The sequence below is a fragment of the Pseudomonas sp. G11 genome (genome assembly GCF_029457515.1).
GTDB classification, from domain to species: Bacteria; Pseudomonadota; Gammaproteobacteria; order Pseudomonadales; family Pseudomonadaceae; genus Aquipseudomonas; species Aquipseudomonas gorinensis.
This window is the reverse complement of the sequence record NZ_CP120377.1, coordinates 2,551,007-2,572,588: the sequence shown is the minus strand read 5'-3', so window position 1 is coordinate 2,572,588 and position 21,582 is coordinate 2,551,007. Positions and strand designations below refer to the sequence as shown.

Sequence of the window (21,582 nt, the reverse complement as noted above, 5' to 3'; positions counted from 1 at the left end):
TCTAGAGCTGTAGACGCCCTTCGATGCACACCGCCACTGCCCCACCGACCCAGATTTCATCGCCCTGGCGCTCGATGTGAATGCGCCCCGCACGCCCTATGGCCGTGCCCTGGCTGACCACATAACGCTCCGGCGCCAGCCCCTCGCTCAGTAGCCACTGCGCAATGCCGGCATTCAAGCTGCCGGTGGCCGGGTCTTCCTGGGCGCCATCGCCTGCGACAAAGGCACGCACTTCAAAGTGCGCCTCCACGTCATCGTGGGCTGGGTTGCAAGGGGCTATGACACCCACGGCCAAACCGAGCAGTTGCGAATAGTCTGGCTGCAAGCCTAGGACTTGATTGCGATCGGCCAACATTATCGCCAGCCAATCGGCCCCGTTATCAACCCATTGGCTGCGCACAATCGCTTGCGGCTCCAGGCCCAAGGCCAGGCGCACGCGCTCGACCAATGGCGCTTCCACCGGGCCGTCGCGCAATAACGGCGGCGCAATAAACGCCAGTTCATCCCCTTGACGGCGGACACGCACCAGGCCGATTTCACATTCCTGGATGATCTCCTCGCCCTTGGGGATACCTCCGGCTTGGAGCCACGCATGGCAACTGCCCAATGTGGGGTGCCCGGCGAATGGCAGCTCCTTCAAGGTAGTGAAAATTCGTACGCGGTAGTCGGCCCGTGGATCACGGGGTGTCAGCAAAAATGTGGTCTCACTGAGATTGGTCCACCGGGCAAAGTCGGCCATTTGCTGGTCGCTGAGGCTATCGGCGCCCAGCACCACGGCCAGCGGATTACCTTTGAGCGACTCGCGGCTAAATACATCCAGTTGTTTGAAATCGAAAGTCGGCATGCTCAGCTCGGAATGTTCAAGCCACGGATCACGGCTGGCCGGGCAACAAAACCGTCCAGCGCGCGCAGTACATTGGGGAAGTCGGCAATGCCGACCAGATCGCCCGCTTCGTAGAAGCCGATCAGGTTGCGAATCCACGGGAAAGTGGCGATGTCGGCGACGCTGTAGTCGTCGCCCATGATCCAGGTACGCCCCAGCAAGCGTTTCTCCAGCACCGCCAACAAGCGTCGGGATTCGGCGACGTAGCGGTCGCGCGGGCGTTTGTCTTCGTAGGCCTTACCGGCGAATTTGTTGAAGAACCCCACCTGGCCGAACATCGGACCGATGCCGGCCATCTGAAACATCAGCCACTGAAGGGTTTCGTAGCGGGTGGCCGGGTCTTCCGAGAGCAGTTGGCTGGTCTTTTCCGCCAGGTAAATCAAGATCGCGCCGGACTCGAACAGCGCCAACGGCTGGCCGCTGGGGCCATTGGGGTCGATGATCGCGGGAATCTTGTTGTTGGGGTTCAGGGACATGAACTCGGGCGACAGCTGGTCCTGGGTGTCGAAACTGACCTTGTGCGCTTCATAGGGCAGGCCCAGCTCTTCGAGCATGATCGAGACCTTGACTCCGTTAGGCGTGGGCAGCGAGTACAGCTGCAGGCGCTCAGGGTGCTGGGCGGGCCATTTGCTGTTGATCGGGAAGGCAGCGAGCGAATTCATCGGGAAACCCCAAGGCAGAAAGTCACCATGATAGCCACCCGCCTGCCGTCGTGCATAAGTCATCATTGCGCAACATTGGCGGGCTAATGTCCCGCACGGGCGAACCAAAGTGCCCAAGCGCACTCTTACATGCGCCCGAACGGTAAATGGAGGCACCTCGCTGTATCGACAGGGAACACACCGCAGGACGCCATCGGCGTGACTGGGGCCAGGCTTGTCCGCCTTAACCTGACGCATGAAGACTCGAACCTACAATGAAGATCAAGCCTCTGCGCCATGTACAACGACTGAAACGCTATTCCTACATTACGCTGCCGCTGCTGCTGGTCAGCGCCGCCATGGTCGCCGCCCTCGACGCTCGCGAAAGCCGCGCCCAACCGGTGGATGGCGTGCAAACCCTGGTTTTCCTGCGCCACGGCGAAAAACCCGCCGGCGGCCTGGGCCAGCTCAATTGCCAGGGCCTGAACCGTGCGATGAACCTGGCCACTGTATTGCCGGAAAAATTCGGCAAGGCCAACTTCGTGTTTGCCGCCAACCCCACGCGCAATATCGAAGAAGGCGAAAAAGATAACTCGTACAGCTACATTCGCCCCCTGATGACCATCAGCCCCAGCGCGATCAAGCTCGGCCTGCCGGTGAACATCAAGTTTTCGGCCAATGACACCAGCGCCCTCGCCGACGAACTGGTGGAAGACAAGTACCACAACGCCATCATCTACACCGCCTGGTCCCACGGTTACCTGCCGGAGTTGATCAACAAGGTGGCCAGTGAAGCGGTGGGCGAAAAGCACACCATCACCAATGACTGGTCCGGCAGTGACTACGACACGCTGTATGTGCTGACGCTGACCTGGCACAACGGCAAGGCCTCGTTGCTGAGCCGTAACTACAAGCAAGGGCTGAATAACGGCGACGAAACTTGCCCACAGGCGACCCAGGCCAGCGCCGATCTCTGAAGCGCAGCGTTTCGGCTTGAGCTTTGCTCACGCAGGAGCGTGGGTATGATCGAAGGCAAGGGCGTATGATGCTGCGTTCTTGACTCGCCTGCGGAACCTTTCCATGCCCAACCTCACCTCCACCCAGCCCAACCGAGGCTGGTCATTCTGGTGGAAACCAACGTTATTCCTGCTGGTGGCCTGCGTGGGCCTCTACTACGTGAAGTGGTCGCCTTATTACCTCAAGGCATTTGTGGCCGCCGATAACCACAGCATCGGCGCCTCGATTCTCAATGACCAGCAAAGCTCGCCGCTGGCCGCGGCGCTGGCCTATGCCCAGGTGTATTTCCTGGCGATCTGGAAAGCCGCTGTGTTGGCGGTGATCCTTGGTTCCTTGCTGCAGGTCCTGATCCCTCGCGATTGGCTGTTGCGCCTGTTCGGCCGCGCCGGGCTGGGTTCGACCTTGCGCGGCGGGCTGTTCGCCTTGCCGGGGATGATGTGCAGTTGCTGCGCGGCACCGGTCGCGGCAGGCATGCGCCGCCAGCGGGTGTCGGTGGGCGCCGCGCTGGCGTTCTGGATCGCCAACCCGGTGCTGAACCCGGCCACGCTGGTGTTCATGGGGTTTGTGCTGGGCTGGGGGTTTACGGCGTTGCGGCTGGTGGCGGGGATTGTGCTGGTGGTGGGGGTGTCGATGGTGGCACAGCGCATCGCCCGGCCTGAACAGGTGCCGGAAGCGGCATTGGAGGCTGTAGCCGAAGCCAGCAGCACGGAGTCGCAACCGTTCCTGAGCCGCTGGCTGCGTACCCTGTGGCAGCTCTTCTGGAGCACGATACCGATCTATATCCTGGCGGTGCTGGTGCTCGGTGCAGCGCGGGTCTGGCTGTTTCCCCATGTGGACGGCGCCATGGCCAACAGCCTGGTGTGGCTGGTACCGCTGGCGATTGTCGGCACGCTGTTTGTGATTCCTACAGCGGCAGAGATCCCCATCGTACAAACCATGATGACCCTGGGCATGGGCACCGGCCCCGCCGTGGCCTTGCTGATGACCTTGCCGAGCGTGAGCCTGCCGTCGCTGTTGATGCTGCGCAAGGATTTCGATGCGCGGGTGCTGGTGACGGTGGCCGGCTTGACCATGCTGGTGGGCGTGGTGTGCGGATTGATCGGTGCCGTGATCCTCTAACGCTTCGTTGAGGCTGACGGCCCTATCGCGAGCAAGCCCGCGATGAGGCACCGGAAACCCACCTGTCAACCGCGCCGGGCGCTACGCTCGCGCAAGTACGCCAGCACCGCGCCCTGCTCGCCGGAGAACTCGATCCGTGCGCCTTTCTTTTCACGCTGGAAGGCGTACATCGGATCGTAGTACTCGCACAGCAAACCTTCGATCCACAGCCGATGCAAATCCACGACGCCGGTGCGTGCCTGTTCCGCCAGGGCCTCCTGCAGAATCACCTGCAATCGCTGGAAGCGCTCGCCCCCCAGGCGCTTGTAGATATTGGCCAGGCCCTGGGTCAAGCGCTCGGCAAACAGCGCCTGGCCCTGCTCGCCAAACACCTCGATAAATTCCGCGCTCAGATCGACGACGTAATCGTTGAGGATTCGCTCGACGCGCCCTTCGATACTGTCCTCCAACCACACCATCGGAAAGGACTGCATGCCTTTGTGCAAGGGCAACGGCAGTGCGCAACTGCCGATCATGCGGCTTTCATCCTCGACGACGAACTGCTCGATGCCCGCCGCGCGCTTTTTCAGCAGGTCTACCGCCAGACGGTTTTCAAAGTCGATATTGGACGGCTGCGCCGTGGCCCGCTTGCCGAAGCTGGAACCCCGGTGGTTGGCGTGGCCTTCCAGGTCCAAGGCATTGCGCAACTGGCCCAGGACCTCGGTTTTGCCCGCGCCGGTCATGCCCCCCAGCAGCACGAAATCACACTCGGCGGTGGCGCGCTCGACGGTGTCGAGCAGAAAGGAGCGCATCGCTTTGTAGCCGCCGCCGACACGGGGGTACTCAATACCGGCCTCGGTTTTCAACCATTGCTGCACAATCTGCGAGCGCAGCCCGCCACGAAAGCAGTACAGGTAACCGTCGGGATGGGCCTGGGCAAATCGTGCCCACTGTTCGATGCGTTCGGCCTTGATCGCCCCCGACACCAGTTCATGGCCCAGCACGATTGCCGCCTGCTGGCCCTGTTGCTTGTAGCAGGTGCCGACGCGCTGGCGCTCGTCGTCGGTCATCAACGGCAGGTTGATCACCCCGGGAAACGCGCCTTTGCTGAATTCGATCGGCGCGCGGGTATCCATCATGGGTCGGTCGTTGAGGAAGATATCGCGGTAATCGGTGATGTCAGTGGCCATCAAGACACCTCTACCGCGTTGGTCTGTCGCTCCACCAACTGGCCAATCGGCTCAAGAGCCAGGCCCAGTTCAGCCGCGACCGCGTGAAACTCGGCATCACCGTCGGGGCTGACAGCGATCAGCAGGCCACCGCTGGTTTGGGGGTCGCACAGCACGCGCTTGTGCAGTTCCTGCAGGCGCCCGAGCTTGCTGGCGTAGCTGTCGAAGTTGCGCAAGGTGCCGCCAGGGACGCAGCCTTGGTCAAGGTAGTACTCCACGCCAGGCAGGCGTGGGACCTTTTCGTACTCGATGCGCGCAGTCAGGCCACTGCCGTCAGCCATTTCCACCAGATGCCCCAGCAGGCCGAAACCGGTGACATCGGTCATCGCGGTCACGCCAGCCAACTTGCCGAAGCGACTGCCAGGCTTGTTGAGGGTGCACATCCAGTCACGGGCCAGGCCGATATCCGCCTCACGCAATTTGCCCTTCTTTTCGGCAGTGGTGAGGATACCGATGCCCAGAGGCTTGGTCAGGTACAGCTGGCACCCAGCAGTGGCCGTGTCGTTGCGCTTCATATGGCGCTTTTGCACGATGCCGGTCACGGCCAGGCCGAAGATCGGCTCCGGGGCATCGATGGAGTGCCCACCCGCCAACGGAATGCCGGCTTCGTCACACACCGAGCGCCCGCCTCGGATGACTTCGCGGGCGATCTCCGGGGCCAGCACGTTGACCGGCCAGCCGAGAATGGCGATGGCCATCAGCGGGTCGCCGCCCATGGCGTAGATATCGCTGATGGCATTCGTGGCGGCAATGCGACCGAAATCGAAGGGATCATCGACAATCGGCATGAAAAAATCCGTGGTGGAGACGACTCCACGCTCATCATCGATGGCATACACCGCCGCATCATCGCGCGAGGCGTTACCCACCCACAGCTTGGGGTCAAGGTTCTGTGCTCCGCTGCCGGCCAGGATCACTTCCAGCACCTGGGGGGAAATCTTGCAGCCGCAACCCGCACCGTGGCTGTACTGGGTAAGTCGAATCGGCTCGTTCATGGTGGACCTCAAGCTATCAAGTGGGCCGATTCTAGCAGACAGCAAAAGGCCGGCTGGGCTCGGATGAGCGCAGCCGGCCTGTTTGTTCCAGCCGTTACTGACGGGCAGCGAGCAAACGCTTGTGCCGGTTACGCCGCGCGATGTTCAAGCATTCGATTGCCGCCGAGAACGCCATCGCCGCATATACATAGCCTTTTGGCACATGGGCACCGAAACCTTCGGCGATCAGCGTCATGCCGATCATGATCAGGAAGCCCAGGGCCAGCATCACCACGGTCGGGTTGTCGTTGATGAACTTGGCCAGCGGTTCAGCCGCCACCAACATCACGATGACCGATGTCACCACGGCAATGATCATGATCGGCAAGTGCTCGGTCATGCCTACGGCAGTGATGATGCTGTCGATGGAAAATACCAGGTCAAGCAACAGGATCTGCCCGATGGCGGCGGCAAAACCGATGGCCACGACATTGCTGGTGCTGGCCTTCTCTTCCGGCTCCGGGTCCATGCTGTGATGGATTTCGGTCGTCGCCTTCCATACCAGGAACAGGCCGCCGGCGATCAGGATCATGTCTTTCCACGAAAACGCCTGGCCGAATATCTCGAACACCGGGGCAGTCAACTGCACGATGAACGCGATGGTACTCAGCAGGCCCAGGCGCAGCACCAGCGCCATGCTGATGCCGATGCGACGAGCCTTGGCCCGGTGCTTCTCCGGCAATTTGTTGGTGAGGATCGAGATAAAGATCAGGTTATCGATGCCCAGCACGATTTCCATGACGATCAAGGTGGCCAGGGCGACCCAGGCGGTGGGGCTGGCGGCCAGTTGTAAAAGGTAATCCATAGGTCAGTCCTGACGTTGTTCGGGGGAAGTTAAGCTTCTTTACTGTCCGATTGCGGCGCGTTTTCTGGCTGGTCATCCTTTTTTTCCGGGCTGATCAGGCCCTGGGTCGCCTCGCTCAAGGCCTGTTCGGCGGCCTTGTGGGTTTCATCGATGACTTGTTTGGCCTGCTCGGTGGCCTTGCCCATCACTTGCTGCGCGCTTTTTTCGACTTGATCACAACCGCTGACCACCACCAATGAAAGCGCAAGCAGCGATGCAGCGCCCAGGGAGTTGAGTTTCATGATGTCTTCCTCGTTAGAACCATTGGGTCCAAATAGTGGCCCCGCGATAGCGAGGCATTCTATGCAGGCGAACAGTTCAGGAAAATTCGTATTTTTCTCGCGTATACTTCGATTTTTGCGAAGTGTAGGGTGCCATGCTCAATTACCGACAACTGCATTACTTTTGGGTGGTAGCCAAGACCGGCAGCATCGTGCGCGCCTGCGAGCAACTGAACCTCACGCCGCAGACCATCAGCGGGCAGATCAGCCTGCTGGAACAAACCTTTGGTGTCGCATTGTTTCAACGGGTAGGCCGCCAGTTGGAGCTGACCGAAGCGGGTCGCCAGGCCCTGCCCTATGCCGAGCAGATGTTCCAGACGGGCAATGAACTGGAAGCGATGCTGCGCGCGCAACCCAATGAACAGCAGATTGTGTTCCGGGTCGGGGTAGCGGATGTGGTGCCCAAGTCCATCGTCTACCGGCTGATCGCACCGACCATGGAGCTAAGCGAACCGATCCGCATCACCTGCCGTGAAGACAAACTCGAACGTTTATTGGCCGACCTGGCGATCCAGCGCCTGGACCTGGTCATTTCCGATAGCCCTATGCCAACGCACTTGGACATCAAGGGTTACAGCCAGAAACTGGGGGAATGTGGCATCAGTTTCTTCGCCACCCAGGCACTGGCTGACCGGCATGGCGGCGATTTCCCACAATGCTTGCATGGCGCGCCGCTCTTGATTCCGGGGGCGGAGACGGTGGTGCGCAGCCGCTTGCAGCGCTGGTTTGCCGAGCAGAAGATCCAGCCAAAGATTATCGGCGAGTTCGACGACAGCGCGTTGATGCAGGCATTCGGCCAATCCGGCAGCGGTATCTTTATCGCCCCCAGCGTGATCGCCGATGAGGTCGTGCGCCAGTACGGCGTGGCGCTGATCGGCCAGACTGATGCGGTGAGCGAGTCGTTCTACGCGATCTCGGTGGAGCGCAAGGTCAAGCACCCCGGCATCGTGGCGATTACCGAGGGTGCGCGGCGAGAATTGTTCACCGCCCTGCCCTGACAGCTCAGGCGTTGGAAGCAGCCGGTTGCTTGGCCGTCATCAGCCACAGCGCCAGCAGGATCGACACCAGGATAAACCCGGAGGCGGCAAAGCCCAGGCTGCCCAGGCCCAAGGTGTCGATGACATGCCCACCGACCATGGCCCCCAGGCCGATACCCAGGTTGGCCCCGGCGATATTCAGCGACGCGGCAAACGCCGGCGCATGGGGCGCGGCCTTCATCAGGCGGACATGGCTGACCAGGAACATCGCCGCCTGGGTCACGCCCCACACCGCCATCGCCGCCGCCAGCCCGATTGTCGAATGAATGGCGGGCACCACGGCCACCATGCCAGCGATCATAAACCCGCAAAACACCATGGAGGCGATCAACGGGTGACGATCCACCGCGCGCCCGCCGAGGGAGTTGCCGATCAGGCCGACCGCGCCGAACCCCATCAGGCACCAGCCCACCAGCGTACCGTCGAACCCGGCCAGGCGCTCGAGGATGTCCGCCAGGTAGGTGTAGGCGGTGAACATGCCGCTGAACACCAGGATCGACAGCAGGATATGCCCCTGCATCAGCGGGCTGCGCAGGATCTTGAACTGTGAGCGCAAGGTGACCTGCTCGTTCTTGGCGTTCGTGACGGGCAGGTAGATGTACAGCAGCAAGGCCTTGGCCAGCGCGATGGCCGCAAGCAGGGCAAACGCCGTACGCCAGCCGAACATATCGGAAATCAGCGTGCCGACCGGGATGCCAAACACCGTGGCGCAGACAATCCCGAAGCCGATCTTCTCAATGGCGCGCCCGGCGAATTCGGGGCCGACGATATCCACCGCGGTTTCACTGGCCAGGGCCCAGAACACCGGCAACCCCAAGGCCGGGATCAAGCGGGCCAGGGACATGACCCAGATATTCGGCGCCAGCGCGGCCACGCTATTGGCCACGGCGAACATGACCAGGATCGTGATGAACAGGCGTTTGCGCTGGAATCGGGCGAAGTAGGCCGTGAGAAACGGGCCGAACGCCGCCACGGTGAACGCGAACAGGGTCACCAGTAACCCAGCCTGGGACACGCTGACATTCAGGTCGCGGGCAATCGACGGCAGCAGGCCGACGATGATGAATTCCGTGGTCAGCACGGTAAAGCCGGCGGCCGACAGCAGCAGGATCGGAAACAGCATGAAAACTCCAGAAACGACGACATCAACGACTGCCCTGGGGGCTCGCTGACGGAGAGGAAAGATGAGAGGCCGGAATCTTAACAGAACATGTCCGGACTTGGCTAAGACCGGCGCCCGGCCGGTGACGCATTGCCGCATTGGCCGGGACAGTTCGTGCAGCATGCTAGACTTCGCGACCTGTTTCCTACAGCCCTTTCCGCCCGCCCTGCTGCACCCATTAAAAAAACAGAGACAACTTTATGACTGCTGCCCCTTCCCTCTTTCAACGACTTGCGCGTGTCAGCCTGGTCACGCAAATCGTCATCGGCTTGATCGCCGGTATCCTGCTGGCCCTGCTGTTGCCCGAAGCCGCCAAGGCCACCGGGTTTATCGGCAAAGTGTTTGTCACTGCGCTCAAGGCCGTCGCGCCGATCCTGGTGTTTGTGCTGGTCATGGCGTCGATCGCCAACCATAAACACGGCCAGGAAACCCACATCAAGCCGATCCTGTTCCTGTACCTGCTGGGCACCTTTGCCGCGGCAGTCGTTGCGGTGATCGCCAGCACCCTGTTTCCCTCGTTCCTCGTACTGGCCACCCATGACGCCACGGTGAGCGCCCCCGGCGGCATCGGCGAGGTGCTGCAAAGCCTGCTGCTCAGCGTGGTGGATAACCCGATCAGTGCCCTGATGAATGCCAACTTCATCGGCATCCTGGCCTGGGCCATCGGCATGGGGATCGCGATTCGCCATGCCGGCGAAACCACCCGCACCGTACTCGACGACCTGTCCAACGGCGTCACCTTGATTGTGCGCGTGGTGATCCGCTTTGCGCCGCTGGGTATCTTCGGCCTGGTGGCCTCGACCCTGGCCACTTCCGGTTTCGGCGCCCTGCTCGGCTATGCGCACCTGTTGGTGGTGTTGATCGGCTGCATGTTGTTCGTGGCCTTGGTGATCAACCCGGCCATCGTGTTCTGGAAGCTGCGCCGCAACCCGTACCCACTGGTGCTGATGTGCCTGCGCGAAAGTGGCATCACCGCCTTCTTCACCCGCAGCTCGGCGGCGAATATTCCGGTGAACCTGGCGTTGAGCAAACGCCTGGGCCTGCATGAAGACACCTACTCGGTGTCGATCCCCCTGGGCGCCACCATCAATATGGCCGGCGCCGCGATCACCATCACCGTATTGACCCTGGCTGCCGTGCACACCCTCGGGATTGCCGTCGACCTGCCCACCGCCGTACTGCTCAGCGTCGTCGCGGCAGTCTGTGCCTGCGGAGCCTCGGGGGTGGCCGGTGGTTCACTGCTGCTGATTCCCCTGGCGTGCAGCCTGTTCGGCATTCCCAGCGAAATTGCCATGCAGGTGGTGGCGGTCGGTTTCATCATCGGTGTGTTGCAGGATTCGGCGGAGACTGCACTTAACTCGTCCACGGATGTGTTGTTTACCGCGGCCGCGTGCCTGGGCAAGGAAGAACTGCCTGCGTGAACTCCAGGCGTAAAAAAGCCCGGGGCCGTTCATTGAAGAACGCCCCCGGGCTAATGAGATGGTCCCCCCCACACCCTGCGAGGGCTACGCTTTCGCAGGGTGTTTTGTTTTTGGAGGCCATCATCATGAGCGAGTCAGCACTGATCGGGATCGATCTCGGCAAACATAATTTCCACCTTCTGGGCCAAGACAAATCGGGCCGCGAGGTGTTTCGCAAAAAGCTCTCGCGAGCGCAGATGATGCGGTTCTTCGGCAACTTGCCGAGCTGCGTCGTGGTAACGGAAGCCTGTGCCGGCTCTCACTTCATCGCCCGTCAGCTTGCGGCGATGGGGCATACGACCAAGTTGATTTCACCGCAGTTTGTCCGCCCTTTCGTCAAGGGCAACAAAAATGACTTTATCGACGCAGAGGCCATTTGCGAGGCGGCTTCCCGTCCGTCCATGCGCTTCGTTACGCCTAAAACCGAGTCTCAGCAAACCCTGTCTGTCCTGCATCGCATGCGCGAGTCGTTGGTGCATGACCGCACCAAGACAGCCAATCAGATGCACGGTTTCCTGCTGGAATTTGGCATCAGCCTGCCCAAAGGCTCAGCCATCATGAAGCGTTTGGCAGCTGTTTTGGCCGAGCATGAGCTGCCTGTGCGGCTGACAGTGCTGTTGCAACGCCTGCACGATCACTTCGTTTACCTGGATGAACAGATCAAGGAACTGGACAAACAACTGGCTTGCCAGCTGGCCGACGATGATCTGGGGAGCCGTTTGCTTAGCATGCCGTGTGTCGGTCCGATCACCGCCAGCCTTCTGGCTGTAGAAATGGGCGATGGCAAGCAATACCGATGCAGTCGCGATTTTGCGGCTTCAGTGGGCTTGGTGCCGCGACAGTACAGCACGGGCGGCAAAGCCAATTTGTTGGGGATCAGCAAGCGGGGTGACAAGCACCTGCGGCAACTGCTGGTGCAATGCTCCAGGGTTTACATGCAGAGGCTGGATCATCAGAAGGGGGCTTTGGCCGACTGGGTGCGAGCGCTGCTGCGCCGACGACACTCGAATGTGGTGGCCTGTGCCCTGGCCAACAAACTGGCGCGTATCGCTTGGGCGATAGCGGCTCACCATGCGCAATATGAAGCAGGGCCAGACGCCTTGAACGCCTGACCCTGCGGTTGTTGCAGTACCACAATTCACCCTTCAGGTTTTGCGATAGCTGAACAACGGATGACGTGAACGGCCTACCGGCCTGGCGAAGATCCTGACATAAAAATCGGCTTCAGAAGCCGACGGGCTTTTAAGGATCGTCAGGCGCGACTCTCATCGTGGCGCTGGGGCAAGCCCCAAACAGACGCCGGATAGATTTAAGCAAGCCAACCACATCGCCCGTTAATCAGTATTGCAAAAATGGGGGGACCATAGATTTTTTTATAGGCTTAGAACGCGCCCATGTAGTCGCGCTTGCCCACTTCCACACCGTTGTGACGCAACAATGCGTAAGCAGTAGTGACGTGGAAGAAGAACTGCGGCAGGCCGTAGGTCAGCAGGTAGGACTGGCCCGTGAAGCGTTTCTCTTTCGGAGTGCCTGGGCGGGTGATGATTTCGATGCCTTCCTTGCCGTCGATCTGCTCAGGCTTGATGGTGTCGACAAACGCCAGGACCTTGGCGATCAGCGCTTGCAGGTCGGCGAAGGTCACTTCGCTGTCTTCGTACTTCGGCACTTCAATCTCGGCCAGGCGTGCGGAAACACCTTTGGCGAAGTCGACCGCGATCTGCACCTGGCGCACCAGTGGGAACATGTCCGGGAACAGGCGCGCTTGCAGCAGGGCGTTAGGCTCGATGTTCTTGGCGGTGGCGTGGGCTTCGGCTTTGTTCAGCACATCGCTCAGGGCGTTGAGCATTTGCTTGAAGACTGGGACGGAGGCGGCGTACAGGGAAATAGTCATGACAGTCTCATCGGTAATGGCAGGGTTGGAACCAGCGGCGATTATAGCCATGCCGAGCGCTTGTCTTTTATTTTTTCCGGCTTAGGCTAGGCGGGGGCGTTCTCAATTAGATTCCCCGCCGCGCCGGGCCTGGTCTGCTTTAAGGCGACAACGGGGTAGGGAAACCCATTGAGAACGCCCCCATTCACTGCATAGGGAAAGCGCGATGACCGCCGAGCACGACACCGACACTCCTGAGCCGCGCCTGAACAGCACGGAAATCCGCATCCTGGGCTGCCTGATCGAAAAACAGGCGACCAACCCCGAAACCTATCCCCTGACCCTCAACGCCCTGGTCCTGGCCTGCAACCAGAAGACCAGCCGCGAACCCGTCATGAACCTCAGCCCAGGCCAGGTCGGCCAGAGCCTGCGCGCACTCGAAGGCCAGGGCTTTACCCGATTGGTGATGGGCAGTCGCGCCGACCGCTGGGAGCATCGGGTAGACAAGGCGCTGGAGCTGGTGCCGGCCCAGGTGATCCTGACCGGGCTGCTGTTTTTACGCGGACCGCAGACGGTCAATGAACTGCTGACCCGCAGCGGGCGCATGCATGATTTCGAAGATGCCGAGCAAGTGGTGCACCAGTTGGAGCGCCTGATCGCACGCGGATTGGCGCTGCTGGTGCCACGTCAGGCCGGACAGCGGGAAGATCGCTATACCCATGCGCTGGGGGACCCGGCGGATATCGAGGCGATTATCGCGGCGCGGGGGAGCCCGGTGGAGCGCTCTGCCGGCGCGGTCTCGCTGGATCGTATTGAAGAGCTTGAAGCACGGATTGCGGCGCTGGAAGAGCGCCTGGCACAGCTGGAACAGGCCTGACACGGTCAAAAATGTGGGAGGGGGTTTGCCCCCGATAGCGGTGGTTCGGTCAATACATTCATTGCCTGATACACCGTCATCGGGGCATGGGTATCTACACAACTTTTCAGCCCCTGACAAATCTCCCTGTGGCGAGCGGGCTAGTCCCGCGTTGGGCTGCGTAGCAGCCCCAAAACCAGCCTCTGCAGAGTGTCTGATACACCGCGTTCTTCTTGACTAGGGCTGCTACGCAGCCCAACGCGGGACTAGCCCGCTCGCCACAACAGCCCTATTTTCCGGGCATTCAGCGTTGAGCCAACGTTGTGTAGATACCTATGCCATCGGGGGCAAGCCCCCTCCCACATTTGATCACCAGCGTTCTTCAGCTTCGGGCAAACACCACGGCCTTTTCGAACTGTTCCTGAGTCGGTCGAATGCCGGTGTACAGGACGAACTGCTCCAGCGCCTGGATCGCAATCACTTCCAGGCCAGTAATCACCCGCTTGCCCTTGGCCCGCCCTCGCACAATCAACGGCGTTTCGGCGGGGATCGCCACCACATCGAACACTGTCTCGGCTTTATCAACGGCATCCGCCTCAAACGCCAACGCGTCCGCCTCGGCCCCGCCGGTCATGCCGATCGGCGTTACGTTAATCAGCATCCGTGGGCGCAAATCACCCAGTTCAGCCCGCCATTCGTACCCAAGATTCTGCGCCAATGCCCGCCCCGCCGCCTCATTGCGCGCCACGATCACGCCATGGGCATAGCCACCGTCACGCAAGGCACTGGCCACGGCCTTGGCCATGCCGCCGCTGCCACGCAGGGCAAAGGTCGAATCCTGTGGCACCCCGTGTTTTTTCAGCAGTTGTTCGATAGCGATGTAGTCGGTGTTGTAGGCCTTGAGGTGGCCGTCGGTGTTGACGATAGTGTTCAGGGAGTCAATGGCTTGAACCGAATCATCCAGTTCGTCCACTAAGGCAATGGCGGCTTCCTTGAACGGCATGGACACCCCGCAACCGCGAATGCCCAAGGCGCGAATACCGCCGATCGCACCGGGCAAATCCTGGCTGCTGAAGGCTTTATAGTAGAAGTTCAAACCCAACTGCTCGTACAGATGGTTATGAAAACGCAGGCCAAAATTCCCAGGGCGCGCCGACAGTGACATGCACAATTGGGTGTCCTTGTTGGGGTGCATCTGCATCGCAAGCTCCTTTAAGTAAGCAAATGGGTACAGACCTTACACAACCTTTACCTAGTGGCTGTGCTGTTTTTCAGAAATACGTTGTCTTAAAAGTATCCCCGCGACAATCCTTGAGTCTATTGATTGCAGACCACAAGCGCAGGGGCTAACCGAGGAATGACCATGATGCGTAAACTCCCCAAGATCGCCCTGCTTATCGGCGCACTCGCTATGGCAGGCCAAGCCTCAGCCCACGGTGGTGGTTGGGGTGGCCCGGCCGTTTTGGGTGCTCTTGTCGGTGCCGCCGTCGTCGGCTCCGTCGTTGCCAGCCAGCCGCGTGAGGTCTATGTGCAGCAGCCGGTGTACGTCCAGCCGCAGCCGGTGTATGCCGCTCCGCCGCCGGTCTACTACGCCCCGCCGCCACCGGTGTATGTGCAGCAACAGGTTTACTACCGTCCGGCGCCCGTCTATTACGGCCCGCCACGCGGCTACTACGGCCCTCCCCGCGGTTACTACGGCCCGCCCCATGGCTACTATGGCCGCGGCTGGTAAGTTTGAATTGACACACCTGAACAGGCCTCGCCCACACGCGGGGCTTTTTTTCGGGCGAAAAAGGCTGGATTCGGGAGGCCAATGTCGCTTTGAAGACAACGGCCAAGCAGCAATCCCACATCATTCAGATCGAAAGTCTACTTGCCCGACCGGGGCTCGCGCTGTCATGTTTACGTCACGACACCCCCTCACTCTTAAACCAGTCCACCCCAAAACAACAAGGACGACTGACCATGCCCACACAAAACCCACACCGCACCGCCGGCCTCTGTACGTCCAGCAGGGTCTATAGCGCCCTGACTGAACTCAAGCACCTCGAAGGCCACCGCAGCGCGAAGTTCCTGGCATTGCTTACGGAAAACCTGGTACGCAAGGGCCTGCTCAGCGAGCAGGAAGTCGTGAGCATGCTCGATCAAGTGGTGGATTGACGCCTGGCGTTGATGTCGACTATCGAGCCAGGTGATTTTTCCTGCACGCCTGCACCCCGTAAGGTGACCTCCATAGCGATTGGAGGTATTTATGCCCACTGTTCAGATCATGTCCGTTATCGGTAGCGCCGTCCCCGCGCCCCTTCGCAAGGCCGGCTTGCTTGCCTGCTGGTATGTGGTCCGTGATGGCGAGCCCATCAGCGGCCCGCTCACCTCGTTGTCGGCCGCAGAAAAACAACTGCAACACGCGACCCATGTCCGGCTCCACGCCTGAGAATCAGGGCAGTGGCAGCTTGACCCGGGGCTTGCTTTCGACAAATAGCGCCCAACTGGACATGAACAATGCCGCTACCAGCGGCCCGATCACAAACCCGTTGAGGCCAAATACTGACAAGCCGCCCAGGGTCGAGATCAGAATCAGGTAATCGGGCATCTTGGTGTCCTTGCCCACCAGGATCGGGCGCAGCACGTTATCCACCAGGCCGATCACAAAGACGCCGAACAAGCCCAGCACCACACCCTGCCAGATCGCCCCGCTGAGCAGGAAATACACGGCAACCGGCGCCCATACGATCCCCGCGCCCACGGCCGGCAGCAGCGATAGAAATGCCATCAATACCGCCCAGAGCAACGCACTGGGGATATCCAGGAACCAGAAAATCAAACCGCCCAGCGCTCCTTGGGTCACGGCCACCAGGACGTTGCCCTTGACCGTGGCACGCACCACGCGGTTGAACTTGAGTTGCAGGCGACGCTTTTGCGGTTCGGCCAAGGGCACTGCGGTACGCACCTTGCGCACCAACTCCGGGCCGTCGCGCAGCAGGAAGAACAGCAGGTACAGCATGATGAAAAAGCTCACCAGGAAATCAAACGTGCCCTGGCCAAAGCTGAACGCCTGGGTGGCAAAGAATTGGCTGCCCTGCATCGCGCTCTTGACGATTTTCTCGCGCAAGCCCTCCAGGTTGCCCATGCCGAAGCGATCCAGCAGGTGCTGGAAGTAAGGTGGCAGGACGTTCTTGAACTGTTCGATGTAACCGGCCACGTCCAACTTGCCGCTCTCGATGTTCTTGTACAGCGTCGCCCCTTCCTGTACCAACAACGCGCTGGTGATGATCACCGGCAGGATCGCGATGATCAGGCAGGCCGTGAGAGTCGTCAGGGACGTGAGGTTGCGATTCCAGCCAAATTTGAACTGCAGCCGGCGCTGCAAGGGCGCAAAGATGATACCGAGGATGACCGCCCAGAACACCGCGCCGTAGAACGGCAACAGAATCCAGATAAAGGCCATGGTCACCAGGACCAGTAAGAGCAACAGGGTTTTGAATTGCAGGTTGGTCGCGTTCATGTCCGATCCATGTCAAAAAAGCAGGGCGCGCGTGTGCGCCCTGATGCTTAGTCCACTGCGCCCCCTGCGAGTGCCATCTTTGTTGCAAGCGTAGACCCAGATCAATAAAGCCTTCGCCGGCTTGCACTACCCTGCTGCACTTTTGCCCCAAGTGCCGACCATGCAGCCTACCCTCGCTCCCGAACTGCTCGCCCCCGCTGGCACCCTGAAAAACATGCGCTACGCCTTCGCCTACGGCGCCGATGCGGTCTATGCCGGCCAGCCGCGCTACAGCCTGCGAGTGCGCAACAATGAATTCGACCACGCCAACCTGGCGCTCGGCATCCAGGAAGCCCACGCGCTGGGCAAGCGTTTCTACGTGGTGGTGAACATCGCGCCGCACAACGCCAAGCTCAAGACCTTCCTCAAGGACCTCGCCCCGGTGATCGCGATGGGCCCGGATGCGCTGATCATGTCCGACCCGGGGCTGATCATGCTGGTGCGCCGGCATTTCCCGATGATGCCGATCCACCTGTCGGTGCAGGCCAACACCGTGAACTGGGCCAGCGTGGAGTTCTGGCAACAGCAGGGCATCTGCCGCGTGATCCTGTCGCGGGAGTTGTCCCTGGAAGAAATCGGCGAGATCCGCCAGCAAGTGCCGGCCATGGAGCTGGAGGTGTTTGTGCACGGTGCGTTGTGCATGGCTTATTCCGGGCGTTGCCTGCTCTCGGGTTATATGAACAAGCGCGACGCCAACCAGGGCACCTGCACCAACGCGTGCCGCTGGAAATACCAGGCCACGCCCGCAGTGGAAAATGCCACCGGCGATATCGTCCAGGAATATCAGCCCGAGCCAACCCTGGGTATCGGCGCACCGACCGACCAGGTGTTCCTGTTGCAAGAAGCCAATCGCCCCGACGAACACATGCCCGCCTTCGAGGACGAACACGGCACCTACATCATGAACGCCAAGGACCTGCGCGCCGTACAGCACGTGGAGCGACTGACCCATATGGGCGTGCACTCACTGAAGATCGAAGGCCGCACCAAGTCCCACTTCTACTGCGCGCGCACCACCCAGGTGTACCGCCAGGCCATCGACGATGCGGTGGCCGGGCGTGAATTCGACCGTAGCCTGATGACCAACCTGGAGTCCCTCGCCCAGCGCGGCTACACCGAAGGTTTCCTGCGCCGTCATGTCCACGACGAATACCAGAACTACCAGAACGGCAGCTCGGTTTCCGAACGCCAGCAGTTTGTCGGGGAGTTGACCGGCGAGCGCCGTGGCGAGTTGGCCGAGGTCAAGGTGAAAAACCGCTTTGCGGTGGGCAATCACTTGGAACTGATGACCCCTGCCGGCAACTTTCACTTCGACCTGGCCACGTTGCATAACGCCAAGGGCGAGGCTATCGAGGTGGCGCCGGGGGATGGACACACAGTGTATGTCCCCCTGCCAGCCGAGATGGATTTGCGCTACGGCCTGTTGATGCGCGACATCGTGTAGCCGCTCAGATCCTGAACTGACCGACCAATTGCCCCAGGCGCTGGCCCAGATCAGCCAGGCTACGCGACGTCTGGGCGCCCAATTGGGTTTCATCGGCCACGCTGTCCACAGCCACGGCAATCTGATGCACGCTGCGATTGATCTCTTCGGCCACTGCCGTTTGCTCTTCAGCGGCGCTGGCGATCTGCGCGTTCATCGAATTGATGGTGCCGATCAACTGCGCCATGGTGTCGAGTGACGCCCCGGCTTCGTTGGCCTGGGCCGAAGTGCCGTCACCGGCATCGCTGGAGCGGCGCATGGCATCGACAGCGGCCTCGGTGCCTTTTTGCAGGCGGTCGATCATGCCCTGGATTTCCTGAGTGCTGGTCTGGGTACGGCTGGCCAGCGCGCGCACCTCGTCGGCGACTACGGCGAAACCCCGCCCGGCCTCCCCGGCCCGGGCGGCTTCAATGGCGGCATTGAGGGCCAACAGGTTGGTCTGCTCGGCAATCGAGCGGATGACGCTCAGTACGATGACAATCGACGATACATCCTGCTTCAAGCTGTCGAGGGACACGCCGCTGCTGCGGATATCGTTCACCAGCGCATGGATTTGCGCGATGCTGCCGTCCACCACGCGCTTGGCGGCCTGGCCTTCGGCGTCGGTCTGTTGCGCGGCCACGGAGGCACCTTGGGCACTGCGCGCCACTTCTTGCGCAGCGGAAGACATCTGGTTGATCGCCGTGGCCACCTGGTCGGTCTCGTGGCGCTGGCGCTCCATGGCCTGTTCTGAACGCTGGGCCTGCTCGGACACCTGGCTGACCAGGCCGGTGAGTTGCGCGGTCATTTCGGTGATCTGGCGCACCAGGCCGTGGATCTTGTCGACAAACCGATTGAACGCCCCAGCCAGGTCGCCCAGTTCATCCTGGCTGGTGATGGCCAGGCGGCGGGTCAGGTCGCCTTCGCCGGCGGCGATGTCGTCGAGGTTGGCTTTCATCAGGTGCAGTGGACGCAGGATGGTATTGGCCAGCACCACGCCCACGGCGGCGATCACCAGCAACACCACCACGGCCACGCCGAGGATGCTCAGCAATACGCCTTCCATGCGTTTTTCCACCTTGGCCTCGACCACCGCCACCTGGGCTTCAATGCCGTCCAGGTTGACCGACGTGCCGATCACCATGTCCCATTTGGGCAGGTATTCGGTGTAGCCCATCTTGGGTACCAGTTCGGTCTGGCCCGGTTGGGTCGAACTGTATTGCAGGTAGTGGGTGCCATCCTTGCCGACCTTGACCAGGTCACGGTTGACGTAGACGCCGTTGGGGTCACGGTTGTCCTTGAAGCTCTTGCCCACGCCGTCCGGGCTGTTGCCCTTGAACAGGCGGATGGTCTCGGAGTCGTAGCCAAAGAAGTAACCGTCCTTGCCGTAGCTGGTGCTGGACAGCAGCTTGACCACCTCGGCGCGCGCCGCCGTATCGCCGGGGGCCGCCGCGTCGTAGAGCGGCTTGATGGTGGTCATGGCCACTTCTACATAACTTTTCAGGGTGGCCTTGGCGTCGTTGAGCAGGCGCTGGCGGGTTTCATCCACCTCGTTACGCGCTTGCCCCTGGAGGATCGACACGGTGGTAAGGCTGATCACCAGGGCAAACAAGAGCACCGGCACGACGGCGAGGGACAGGACTTTGGCCTTCAAACTCAGACGCATGGCTTTTCTCTCTTATTAGTGGCGACTTAAAGAGGTTAGCGGCCAATTGAGAAATATCTGTAGGAGCGAGCGTGCTCACGAAAAACCTGAGCACCGCAGGGTGTCAGGTTTGCCGCGTTATCGTTGACGTTCTTCGCGAGCCAGGGCGGTGCAACATGCCGGTCAGAGGATCATGGCGGCCAGCCAGCCAAACGCCAGCAGCGGGATGTTGTAATGCAGAAATGTCGGCACCACGGTGTCCCAGATATGGTGGTGCTGGCCGTCGATATTCAGGCCGGAAGTCGGGCCCAGGGTGGAGTCCGAAGCAGGCGAGCCGGCATCGCCGAGGGCGCCGGCCGTGCCGACGATGCATACTATGGCCAGCGGGCTGAAGCCCAATTGCACGCACAGCGGCACGAAAATCGCCGCCAGGATCGGCACGGTGGAGAACGACGAACCGATCCCCATGGTCACCAGAAGGCCCACCAGCAACATCAACAACGCCCCAACCCCACGGCTATGCCCGATAAACGCCGCCGAGGCTTCCACCAGGGAGCGCACGTCGCCGGTGGCCTTGAGCACTTCGGCAAAACCCGACGAGGCAATCATGATGAAGCCGATCATGGCCATCATCTTCATGCCTTCGGTGAACAAATCGTCGGTCTCGCGCCAGCGCACGATGCCCGACACCGAGAAAATCAGGAACCCCGCCAGGGCGCCGATGATCATCGAATCCAGCCACAGCTGAATAATGAACGCCGAGGCAATCGCCACACCCGCCACCAGCAGGGTCAGCGGGTTGTACTGCACCGCCACTTGCTCGACCCGCTCGATTTTCTCCAGGTCATACACGCGTTTCTTGCGATAGCTGATAAACACCGCCACCAGCAGGCCAACCACCATGCCTAACGCCGGCAGCCCCATGGCATGGGTGACATTGACCTGGCTGATGTCCACGCCGCTCTTGGCCACGTTGGCCAGCAGGATCTGGTTGAGGAAGATATTGCCGAACCCTACCGGCAGGAACATGTACGGCGTGATCAGGCCGAAGGTCATCACACAGGCGATCAGGCGGCGATCCAGTTGCAGCTTGGTCAACACGTAGAGCAGCGGTGGCACCAGCAGTGGGATAAAAGCGATATGGATGGGCAAGATGTTCTGCGAAGCAATTGCTACCCCCCACAACAGGCCGATCAACACCCATTTGACATGACTGCCGCCCGTGGCTTCCTGGCGGTCCACCAACATCAACGCCTTGTCCGCCAGGGCATGGGCCAGGCCGGACTTGGCAATGGCCACCGCAAAAGCGCCGAGCAATGCGTAGGACAACGCCACGGTCGCGCCACCGCCCAGCCCACCATTGAAGGCCTGGAGAGTGGCCTCGATGCCCAGGCCGCCAGTCAGGCCACCCACCAGGGCGCCGACAATGATGGCAATGACCACATGCACGCGGGACAGGCTGAGCACCAGCATGGTGCCGACCGCGGCGATGACTGCGTTAATCATGGTTACCTCAAGA

22 protein-coding genes are annotated in these 21,582 nt (G+C 60.9%); 10 read left to right on the top strand and 12 right to left on the bottom strand.

What is annotated here, in order from left to right; all coding sequences use genetic code 11:
* Position 1: 1 nt before the first annotated feature.
* Together P2T68_RS11920 and P2T68_RS11915 are read right to left on the bottom strand one after the other, a co-directional pair.
* A complete protein-coding gene (locus P2T68_RS11920) occupies positions 2 to 844 on the bottom strand; it encodes a PhzF family phenazine biosynthesis protein (protein WP_024074489.1) in 843 nt (280 codons plus the stop codon).
* 2 nt (positions 845 to 846) lie between these two features.
* A complete protein-coding gene (locus tag P2T68_RS11915; protein ID WP_102625632.1) occupies positions 847 to 1,545 on the bottom strand; it encodes a glutathione S-transferase N-terminal domain-containing protein in 699 nt (232 codons plus the stop codon).
* Between the two features lie 254 nt (positions 1,546 to 1,799).
* Here P2T68_RS11915 and P2T68_RS11910 point away from each other — a divergent pair, with 254 nt between their 5' ends.
* Positions 1,800 to 2,501 carry a hypothetical protein gene (locus P2T68_RS11910; RefSeq protein WP_024074487.1) on the top strand — a complete coding sequence of 234 codons (702 nt, stop codon included), beginning with the start codon at positions 1,800 to 1,802 and terminating at the stop codon, positions 2,499 to 2,501.
* A gap of 103 nt (positions 2,502 to 2,604) precedes the next feature.
* Positions 2,605 to 3,660, top strand: a complete 1,056-nt coding sequence (locus P2T68_RS11905) for a permease (protein WP_024074486.1) — start codon at positions 2,605 to 2,607, stop codon at positions 3,658 to 3,660.
* A gap of 65 nt (positions 3,661 to 3,725) precedes the next feature.
* Here the strand turns inward: P2T68_RS11905 and mnmH are convergent, their stop codons facing one another.
* The 4 genes from mnmH to P2T68_RS11885 all read right to left on the bottom strand — a co-directional run bounded on the left by mnmH (position 3,726) and on the right by P2T68_RS11885 (position 6,988).
* Positions 3,726 to 4,829, bottom strand: coding sequence for a tRNA 2-selenouridine(34) synthase MnmH (mnmH, locus tag P2T68_RS11900; RefSeq protein ID WP_024074485.1), 1,104 nt, complete (start codon positions 4,827 to 4,829; stop codon positions 3,726 to 3,728).
* On the bottom strand, positions 4,829 to 5,863 hold the full coding sequence (gene selD, locus P2T68_RS11895; protein ID WP_024074484.1) for a selenide, water dikinase SelD: 1,035 nt from the start codon (positions 5,861 to 5,863) through the stop codon (positions 4,829 to 4,831). The genes mnmH and selD overlap by 1 nt, the downstream gene beginning before the upstream one ends.
* 94 nt (positions 5,864 to 5,957) lie before the next feature.
* Entirely contained in the window at positions 5,958 to 6,707 is a 750-nt protein-coding gene (locus P2T68_RS11890; protein WP_069075652.1) for a TerC family protein, read from the bottom strand.
* A gap of 29 nt (positions 6,708 to 6,736) precedes the next feature.
* Positions 6,737 to 6,988, bottom strand: a complete 252-nt coding sequence (locus tag P2T68_RS11885; RefSeq protein ID WP_024074482.1) for a hypothetical protein — start codon at positions 6,986 to 6,988, stop codon at positions 6,737 to 6,739.
* A 134-nt stretch (positions 6,989 to 7,122) separates the two neighbouring features.
* On the opposite strand from P2T68_RS11885, the gene nhaR reads away from it, so the two are divergent.
* The gene (gene nhaR / locus P2T68_RS11880; RefSeq protein WP_024074481.1) at positions 7,123 to 8,025 is read left to right on the top strand and encodes a transcriptional activator NhaR; all 903 of its coding nucleotides are present in this window, start codon (positions 7,123 to 7,125) and stop codon (positions 8,023 to 8,025) included.
* A 4-nt stretch (positions 8,026 to 8,029) separates the two neighbouring features.
* Here nhaR and P2T68_RS11875 read toward each other — a convergent pair whose 3' ends face one another.
* Entirely contained in the window at positions 8,030 to 9,187 is a 1,158-nt protein-coding gene (locus tag P2T68_RS11875; RefSeq protein ID WP_024074480.1) for an MFS transporter, read from the bottom strand.
* Between the two features lie 239 nt (positions 9,188 to 9,426).
* On the opposite strand from P2T68_RS11875, the gene sstT reads away from it, so the two are divergent.
* Both sstT and P2T68_RS11865 read left to right on the top strand, forming a co-directional pair.
* Positions 9,427 to 10,647, top strand: a complete 1,221-nt coding sequence (gene sstT, locus P2T68_RS11870) for a serine/threonine transporter SstT (RefSeq protein ID WP_277379374.1) — start codon at positions 9,427 to 9,429, stop codon at positions 10,645 to 10,647.
* 125 nt (positions 10,648 to 10,772) lie between these two features.
* On the top strand, positions 10,773 to 11,798 hold the full coding sequence (locus P2T68_RS11865; RefSeq protein WP_024074122.1) for an IS110 family transposase: 1,026 nt from the start codon (positions 10,773 to 10,775) through the stop codon (positions 11,796 to 11,798).
* Positions 11,799 to 12,067: 269 nt separating this feature from the next.
* Here the strand turns inward: P2T68_RS11865 and P2T68_RS11860 are convergent, their stop codons facing one another.
* Entirely contained in the window at positions 12,068 to 12,577 is a 510-nt protein-coding gene (locus tag P2T68_RS11860) for a DUF1993 domain-containing protein (RefSeq protein WP_024074478.1), read from the bottom strand.
* A gap of 205 nt (positions 12,578 to 12,782) precedes the next feature.
* Between P2T68_RS11860 and P2T68_RS11855 the strand changes: the two genes are divergently transcribed.
* Positions 12,783 to 13,433, top strand: coding sequence for a DUF480 domain-containing protein (locus tag P2T68_RS11855; RefSeq protein ID WP_069075649.1), 651 nt, complete (start codon positions 12,783 to 12,785; stop codon positions 13,431 to 13,433).
* Positions 13,434 to 13,794: 361 nt separating this feature from the next.
* Here P2T68_RS11855 and P2T68_RS11850 read toward each other — a convergent pair whose 3' ends face one another.
* Positions 13,795 to 14,613: a shikimate 5-dehydrogenase gene (locus P2T68_RS11850; RefSeq protein ID WP_069075648.1), complete on the bottom strand. Its 819-nt coding sequence runs from the start codon at positions 14,611 to 14,613 to the stop codon at positions 13,795 to 13,797.
* 156 nt (positions 14,614 to 14,769) lie between these two features.
* Between P2T68_RS11850 and P2T68_RS11845 the strand changes: the two genes are divergently transcribed.
* From P2T68_RS11845 to P2T68_RS11835, 3 genes are all read left to right on the top strand, one after another.
* On the top strand, positions 14,770 to 15,144 hold the full coding sequence (locus tag P2T68_RS11845) for a hypothetical protein (RefSeq protein WP_041160888.1): 375 nt from the start codon (positions 14,770 to 14,772) through the stop codon (positions 15,142 to 15,144).
* 233 nt (positions 15,145 to 15,377) lie between these two features.
* Positions 15,378 to 15,572: a hypothetical protein gene (locus tag P2T68_RS11840; protein WP_024074474.1), complete on the top strand. Its 195-nt coding sequence runs from the start codon at positions 15,378 to 15,380 to the stop codon at positions 15,570 to 15,572.
* Positions 15,573 to 15,663: 91 nt separating this feature from the next.
* A complete protein-coding gene (locus tag P2T68_RS11835; RefSeq protein ID WP_024074473.1) occupies positions 15,664 to 15,846 on the top strand; it encodes a hypothetical protein in 183 nt (60 codons plus the stop codon).
* A gap of 3 nt (positions 15,847 to 15,849) precedes the next feature.
* Here P2T68_RS11835 and P2T68_RS11830 read toward each other — a convergent pair whose 3' ends face one another.
* A complete protein-coding gene (locus P2T68_RS11830; protein ID WP_024074472.1) occupies positions 15,850 to 16,917 on the bottom strand; it encodes an AI-2E family transporter in 1,068 nt (355 codons plus the stop codon).
* 160 nt (positions 16,918 to 17,077) lie between these two features.
* On the opposite strand from P2T68_RS11830, the gene yegQ reads away from it, so the two are divergent.
* Positions 17,078 to 18,400, top strand: a complete 1,323-nt coding sequence (yegQ, locus tag P2T68_RS11825) for a tRNA 5-hydroxyuridine modification protein YegQ (RefSeq protein WP_277379373.1) — start codon at positions 17,078 to 17,080, stop codon at positions 18,398 to 18,400.
* Positions 18,401 to 18,404: 4 nt separating this feature from the next.
* On the opposite strand, the gene P2T68_RS11820 is transcribed toward yegQ, so the two are convergent.
* Together P2T68_RS11820 and P2T68_RS11815 are read right to left on the bottom strand one after the other, a co-directional pair.
* Positions 18,405 to 20,084 carry a methyl-accepting chemotaxis protein gene (locus P2T68_RS11820; protein ID WP_277379372.1) on the bottom strand — a complete coding sequence of 560 codons (1,680 nt, stop codon included), beginning with the start codon at positions 20,082 to 20,084 and terminating at the stop codon, positions 18,405 to 18,407.
* A gap of 162 nt (positions 20,085 to 20,246) precedes the next feature.
* On the bottom strand, positions 20,247 to 21,566 hold the full coding sequence (locus P2T68_RS11815) for a Na+/H+ antiporter NhaC family protein (RefSeq protein WP_162163605.1): 1,320 nt from the start codon (positions 21,564 to 21,566) through the stop codon (positions 20,247 to 20,249).
* Between the last annotated feature and the right edge of the window lie 16 nt (positions 21,567 to 21,582).

Bases quoted from the DNA above. Each gene is read 5' to 3' on its own strand.
- P2T68_RS11920 (WP_024074489.1), bottom strand. From the start codon at position 844: ATGCCGACTTTCGATTTCAAACAACTGGATGTATTTAGCCGCGAGTCG.
- P2T68_RS11915 (WP_102625632.1), bottom strand. From the start codon at position 1,545: ATGAATTCGCTCGCTGCCTTCCCGATCAACAGCAAATGGCCCGCCCAG.
- P2T68_RS11910 (WP_024074487.1), top strand. From the start codon at position 1,800: ATGAAGATCAAGCCTCTGCGCCATGTACAACGACTGAAACGCTATTCC.
- P2T68_RS11905 (WP_024074486.1), top strand. From the start codon at position 2,605: ATGCCCAACCTCACCTCCACCCAGCCCAACCGAGGCTGGTCATTCTGG.
- mnmH (WP_024074485.1), bottom strand. From the start codon at position 4,829: ATGGCCACTGACATCACCGATTACCGCGATATCTTCCTCAACGACCGA.
- selD (WP_024074484.1), bottom strand. From the start codon at position 5,863: ATGAACGAGCCGATTCGACTTACCCAGTACAGCCACGGTGCGGGTTGC.
- P2T68_RS11890 (WP_069075652.1), bottom strand. From the start codon at position 6,707: ATGGATTACCTTTTACAACTGGCCGCCAGCCCCACCGCCTGGGTCGCC.
- P2T68_RS11885 (WP_024074482.1), bottom strand. From the start codon at position 6,988: ATGAAACTCAACTCCCTGGGCGCTGCATCGCTGCTTGCGCTTTCATTG.
- nhaR (WP_024074481.1), top strand. From the start codon at position 7,123: ATGCTCAATTACCGACAACTGCATTACTTTTGGGTGGTAGCCAAGACC.
- P2T68_RS11875 (WP_024074480.1), bottom strand. From the start codon at position 9,187: ATGCTGTTTCCGATCCTGCTGCTGTCGGCCGCCGGCTTTACCGTGCTG.
- sstT (WP_277379374.1), top strand. From the start codon at position 9,427: ATGACTGCTGCCCCTTCCCTCTTTCAACGACTTGCGCGTGTCAGCCTG.
- P2T68_RS11865 (WP_024074122.1), top strand. From the start codon at position 10,773: ATGAGCGAGTCAGCACTGATCGGGATCGATCTCGGCAAACATAATTTC.
- P2T68_RS11860 (WP_024074478.1), bottom strand. From the start codon at position 12,577: ATGACTATTTCCCTGTACGCCGCCTCCGTCCCAGTCTTCAAGCAAATG.
- P2T68_RS11855 (WP_069075649.1), top strand. From the start codon at position 12,783: ATGACCGCCGAGCACGACACCGACACTCCTGAGCCGCGCCTGAACAGC.
- P2T68_RS11850 (WP_069075648.1), bottom strand. From the start codon at position 14,613: ATGCAGATGCACCCCAACAAGGACACCCAATTGTGCATGTCACTGTCG.
- P2T68_RS11845 (WP_041160888.1), top strand. From the start codon at position 14,770: ATGACCATGATGCGTAAACTCCCCAAGATCGCCCTGCTTATCGGCGCA.
- P2T68_RS11840 (WP_024074474.1), top strand. From the start codon at position 15,378: ATGCCCACACAAAACCCACACCGCACCGCCGGCCTCTGTACGTCCAGC.
- P2T68_RS11835 (WP_024074473.1), top strand. From the start codon at position 15,664: ATGCCCACTGTTCAGATCATGTCCGTTATCGGTAGCGCCGTCCCCGCG.
- P2T68_RS11830 (WP_024074472.1), bottom strand. From the start codon at position 16,917: ATGAACGCGACCAACCTGCAATTCAAAACCCTGTTGCTCTTACTGGTC.
- yegQ (WP_277379373.1), top strand. From the start codon at position 17,078: ATGCAGCCTACCCTCGCTCCCGAACTGCTCGCCCCCGCTGGCACCCTG.
- P2T68_RS11820 (WP_277379372.1), bottom strand. From the start codon at position 20,084: ATGCGTCTGAGTTTGAAGGCCAAAGTCCTGTCCCTCGCCGTCGTGCCG.